This window comes from Streptomyces phytophilus, from assembly GCF_013870535.1.
Classification (GTDB): Bacteria; Actinomycetota; Actinomycetes; order Streptomycetales; family Streptomycetaceae; genus Streptomyces; species Streptomyces phytophilus.
On record NZ_JACBXC010000405.1, the window covers coordinates 1 to 4,782 of the forward strand.

Annotated in this window: 4 protein-coding genes; 3 read left to right on the forward strand and 1 reads right to left on the reverse strand. The window is 71.8% G+C overall.

Annotation, left to right across the window (positions count from 1 at the left end; translation table 11 throughout):
- Positions 1-1,162 (forward strand): amidohydrolase (locus tag H5J30_RS17915; RefSeq protein WP_181788425.1); only part of this gene is annotated, 1,162 nt, incomplete at its 5' end.
- Between the two features lie 10 nt (positions 1,163-1,172).
- On the opposite strand, the gene H5J30_RS17920 is transcribed toward H5J30_RS17915, so the two are convergent.
- Positions 1,173-2,039, reverse strand: coding sequence for a glycoside hydrolase family 16 protein (locus tag H5J30_RS17920; RefSeq protein WP_220189050.1), 867 nt, complete (start codon positions 2,037-2,039; stop codon positions 1,173-1,175).
- Between the two features lie 465 nt (positions 2,040-2,504).
- On the opposite strand from H5J30_RS17920, the gene H5J30_RS17925 reads away from it, so the two are divergent.
- Together H5J30_RS17925 and H5J30_RS17930 are read left to right on the forward strand one after the other, a co-directional pair.
- Complete coding sequence (locus H5J30_RS17925; RefSeq protein WP_181788426.1) at positions 2,505-3,266, forward strand: DeoR/GlpR family DNA-binding transcription regulator; 762 nt, start codon at positions 2,505-2,507, stop codon at positions 3,264-3,266.
- Between the two features lie 142 nt (positions 3,267-3,408).
- A complete protein-coding gene (locus H5J30_RS17930; RefSeq protein WP_181788427.1) occupies positions 3,409-4,776 on the forward strand; it encodes an ABC transporter substrate-binding protein in 1,368 nt (455 codons plus the stop codon).
- The last annotated feature ends 6 nt before the right edge of the window (positions 4,777-4,782 follow it).

Below are 4,782 nucleotides of genomic sequence, written 5' to 3' on the forward strand. Positions count from 1 at the left end.
GGTCGCGATGCCGGGCCTGATCAACTGCCATACGCACGCGCCGATGGTCTTCCTGCGCGGCTTCGCCGAGGACGTGCCGGTCGAGGAGTGGTTCAACGACTGGATCTGGCCGGTGGAGAGCAACCTGACCGACCGGGACGTCGAGTTGGGCGCGCTGCTGGCCTGCGCGGAGATGATCCGCGGCGGCGTGACGGCCTTCGCCGACCACTACTTCGCCATGGACCGGGTGGCCGACGCGGTCGCGGCCACCGGGCTGCGCGCGGTGCTGGGCCTGGCGTACTTCTCCTCCCAGGGCGCCGGGGGCCGCGAGCGGTCGCTGGAGTTCGCGCTGCGCCGCGCCGGGGACGCGGACGGGCGGATCACCACGTGCCTGGCGCCCCACGCGCCGTACACCGTGACGGACGCCGACCTCGCGGCCACGGCCCGGCTCGCGCGGGAGCACGGCCTGCTGGTCCATCTGCACGCCGCGGAGAACCGGGAGCAGACCGAGACCAGCCTCGCCAGGCACGGCCGCACGCCCATCGAGGTGCTGGAGCGCTGCGGGCTGCTCGACACCGACGTGCTGATCGCCCACGGCACCGGGCTGACCGGCGCCGACATCGCGCTGCTGGGCCGGGCGCCGGGCGCCGGGGTGGCGACCGCGCCGCGGGGCTATCTGAAGTTCGGCTGGGATCCCACGCCGGTGCGTGCGCTGCAGGAGGCCGGCGTGCCGGTGGGCCTGGCGACGGACGGGGCCGCGTCGAACAACACGCTGGACGTGTGGGAGAGCATGGCGCTGACCGCGCTGGTGCAGAAGTCGGCCGAGCGGGACGCCACCTGGGCCACCGCCCGCCAGGTGCTGCACCACGCGACGACTCAGAGCGCGCGCGTCGTCGGCCTCGGCGACCGGGTGGGCTCGCTGGCCCCCGGCCGCCGGGCCGACGTGATCCTGGTCGACCTGACCGGGCCGCACACCCAGCCCGTGCACGACCTCGCCGCCACCCTGGTGCACAGCGCCCGCGCGGGCGACGTGCGCACGACCGTCGTCGACGGCCGGGTCCTCATGCGCGACCGGCGGTTGCTGACCGTGGACGTGGCGGCGGTCGCGGCCGAACTCGCCCCGCGCCTCGCGGCGCTGACCGAGCGCGGCCACGGCCGCCGGATCCAGAGCTACGACACGTAGGCGTGCCGCGTCACTGCGCGGCGTCGGGCGTGGTGACCCGCACGTAGTCGACGACGAGTTGCTGCGGGAAGGACGTGCTGCCGTCCGGGTCGCCCGGCCAGTAGCCGCCGACCGCCAGGTTGAGGATCAGGAAGAACGGCTTGTCGAAGACCCACTGCTTGCCGCCGAGGTCCGCGGGCGTCCGCGTCTGGTAGACGTTGCCGTCGACGGACCAGGTGATCTCGTTCGGCGACCAGTCGACGGCGAAGGTGTGGAAGCCGTCGGCGAACGCCTCGCCGCCGGGCAGCGAGTAGCCGGCCCCGATGCCGCCGGCGCCGGAGTAGTCCGGCCCGTGGATGGTGCCGTGCACGGTGTTCGGCTCGAAGCCGACGTTCTCCATCACGTCGATCTCGCCGCTGGCGGGCCAGCCGACCTGGCCGATGTCGTCGCCGAGCATCCAGAACGCCGGCCACATCCCCTGCCCGCGCGGCACCTTCATGCGCGCCTCGACGTGCCCGTACGTGGTCGTGAAGCGGCCGGAGGTGTTGAGCCGGGCGGAGGTGTACTCGCACCGGCCGTACCAGCACTGGTAGTCGCCGGGGTTCTCCTTGCGCGCGGTGATCACCAGGTTGCCCTGGCCGTCGAGCGCGGCGTTGGCGTTGCCCGGCGTGTAGTACTGCCGCTCGTGGTTGTTGACGTTGTCGCCGGTCTCGATCAGCCACTTGCCGCCGTCGACGGCGGAACCCGCGGGTCCGTCGAAGTTGTCTTCGAAGGTCACAGCCTGGGGGCCGTCCGGTGCGGCGCCGGCGGAGCCGGGTGTCCAGCTCAGTCCGGCGCAGACGGCCGCGAGCAGCAGGACGGCGGGCGTACGGCGGCGCCGTTTGCTCCGTGATGTCATGAAGGTGCGCCTCGATCCTCTGGTGGGGGGTTGCCGACCGGGGTACGCCCGCGGGTGGCGGGCGTCCCGACTGGTCAGCCGGGTATCGAGCTTGGTCCAGACCTGTTTCGGTGCGAAAGTGAACTCCTTCGCGCGGGCGCAGTCAATGGATCCGGCGGATCCCGCTGCGTTCAGGTTCCGAAGCGAAGGGGGCCCGAACCCACGCCCGTTGCCCAAGCGGGCACCGAACGGTCACGCGTCCTGGCCGGGGCGGGCACGCCCGACGGGCGGCGAAAGCGGCCGACTGCCGCTCCCCAGCGGCGATACGGCGGCGAAAGCGGGCACAGTCGGTCACGACGTGCGCTGCATGAAGCCTGGCCGGTGGGTTCGGCCGCCGGTAGAAATGCCTTCGGAAGCCCGAACGGGCAGGGCTTCGCGACCGAGGCAGCACCCCCCACAGCCAAACCGCGAAGGCAGGTGGTCGTCGTGGACGGAGAAGAACGCAGGCGGGTCATCCTGGAGACCGCCCGGCGCGCCGGCAAGGTGGACGTCGCCAAGCTGGCCGCCGACCTGGGCGTATCGAGGGAGACCGTACGGCGTGACCTGACGCTCCTGGAGGACCACGGGCTCGTCCGGCGCACGCACGGCGGCGCGTACCCGGTGGAGAGCGCGGGGTTCGAGACCACGCTCGCCTACCGCACGACCATGCACGTGCCGGAGAAGTCGCGCATCGCCGCCGCGGCGGCGGAGCTGCTCGGCGACGCCGAGACGGTCTTCATCGACGAAGGCTTCAACCCCCAGCTCATCGCCGAGGCGCTGCCGCGGCCCCGACCGCTGACCATCGTCACGGCCTCGCTCGCCACCGCGAGCGCGCTGGCCGGGGACGACCGGGTCACGGTGTTACTGCTCGGCGGCCGGGTGCGCGGCAGCACCCTGGCCACCGTGGACCACTGGACGACCAGGATGCTCGCCGGCTTCGTCATCGACCTGGCGTACGTCGGCGCCAACGGCATCTCCCGCGCCTACGGGCTGACCACCCCGGACCCGGCGGTCAGCGAGGTCAAGGCGCAGGCGATGCGCGTGGCCCGGCGGAAGGTCTTCGCCGGGATCCACACCAAGTTCGGTGCCGTGAGCTTCTGCCGCTTCGCGGAGGTCTCGGAGTTCGACGTGATCATCACCGACACCGGGCTGCCCGCCGCGGAAGCCCACCGCTACTCGCTGCTGGGCCCGCAGGTCATCCGCACCTGACCGGCCCCGCTCCCGTTCCGCAAGCCGCACACCACATCCCATACCCCGCCGTACGCCAACGCCTTCCCGGACCGGCAGCAGACCGGGTGGCCCGGCTCCGCACGCCCCGATTCCCGCCCCCGACCCTCTTTGGGAGCATGCGATGCTCACTCCGACCCGCAGCAAGCGCACCATCCGCACCCTCGTGCCCGTGGCCACCGCCGCGGCCCTGCTCGCCGCGTGCAGCGGCGCGGGGGGCGGCGGCAGCTCCGGGGGCGACGACTCCGTCAACGTCGTCATGGTCAACAACCCGCAGATGGTGGAGCTGCAGAAGCTGACGGCCAAGCACTTCACGAAGAAGACCGGCATCGAGGTGAACTTCACCGTGCTGCCGGAGAACGAGGTCCGCGACAAGATCAGCCAGGACTTCGCCAACCAGGCGGGCCAGTACGACGTGGCCACGATCAGCAACTTCGAGGTCCCCTTCTACGCCGAGAACGACTGGCTGCTGCCGCTCGACGAGTACGCCGCGGACGACGCGGAGTTCGACCAGGAGGACGTCCTCGCGCCGATGCGCGAGTCGCTGACCGCCGAGGACGGCAAGCTCTACGCCGAGCCGTTCTACGGCGAGTCGTCGTTCCTCATGTACCGCAAGGACGTCTTCGCCGAGAACGGCCTGGAGATGCCCGACAAGCCCACCTGGCAGCAGGTCGCCGACCTCGCCGCCGAGGCGGACGGCGCCGAGCCGGGGATGAAGGGCATCTGCCTGCGCGGCCTGCCCGGCTGGGGCGAGGTCATCGCGCCGCTGACGACCGTGGTCAACACCATGGGCGGCACCTGGTTCGACGAGGACTGGGAGGCGCGGCTGGACTCGCCGGAGTTCACCGAGGCGGTGAAGTTCTACGTCGACCTCGTACGCGAGCACGGCGAGGCCGGCGCGGCCCAGTCGGGGTACGCCGAGTGCCTGAACAACCTCACCCAGGGCAAGACGGCCATGTGGTACGACGCCACCGCGGCCACCGGTTCGCTGGAGGCCGAGGACTCCCCCGTCCGCGGCAAGATCGGCTACGCGCCGGCCCCGGTCGACAGGACCGAGTCCTCCGGCTGGCTCTACACCTGGGCGTGGGGCGTGCAGAAGGCGTCCGAACGGCCGGAGAGCGCCTGGAAGTTCATCTCCTGGGCGTCGAGCAAGGAGTACGAGGAGCTGGTCGGCAAGGAGCTGGGCTGGGCCAACGCGCCCGCCGGCAAGCGCGCGTCGACGTACTCGAACCCGGACTACCTGAAGGCGGCGGGCGCCTTCGCCGACATCACCCGTGAGGCGATCGAGGGCGCCGACCCGCGGGATCCGGGCACGCAGCCGCGGCCCGCGCCCGGCATCCAGTTCGTCGGCATCCCCGAGTTCTCCGACCTCGGCACCAAGGTCTCCCAGGAGATCAGCTCGGCCATCGCGGGCAAGCAGTCCGTCGAGGACGCGCTGGCGAACTCCCAGGAACTGGCCGAGGAGGTCGGCGGGGAGTACCGGGACCGATGAGTACCC